Annotated in this window: 1 protein-coding gene; it reads left to right on the top strand. The window is 42.1% G+C overall.

Annotated elements, in window-relative coordinates; genetic code table 11:
* Nucleotides 1-340: type II toxin-antitoxin system RelE/ParE family toxin (locus E1189_RS00245; protein ID WP_230459808.1), on the top strand; the 340-nt coding region annotated here is incomplete at both ends.

The following is a 340-nucleotide window of genomic DNA, read 5'->3' as shown; positions in this document are numbered from 1 at the left end:
CGCCTTCGGCGCCCTGTCAAGCAAGCGTTATGTGGCTCTCCAGTACTGTGTCAGTTCTCAGGAACTTTTTCTTGCGATAGTTATCAAATATGATAACCTTTTCCTTATGAAGTGGCAGATTACGTTTTATAACGAAAAGGTAGAGGAAGAGACGCTAGGATTTCCCAAAGGCATATTGGCTAATTTCATCCATATCGTTGAAATGATTGAAGAATTTGGCCCTGCTCTCGGTAAACCCTATACAGTCCCGATGGGCAATGGTCTCTTTGAAATTCGAGCAAAAGGCAAGGAAGGTATTGGTCGTTCTTTGTACTGTATGATGAAAGGACAAGATATTATC

Origin of the sequence: Parendozoicomonas verongulae (assembly GCF_009711465.1) — a bacterium.
Lineage (GTDB): Bacteria > Pseudomonadota > Gammaproteobacteria > Pseudomonadales > Endozoicomonadaceae > Sansalvadorimonas > Sansalvadorimonas verongulae.
Note: the sequence above shows the minus strand (reverse complement) of the source record. Positions and strands in the feature narration are given on the sequence as shown.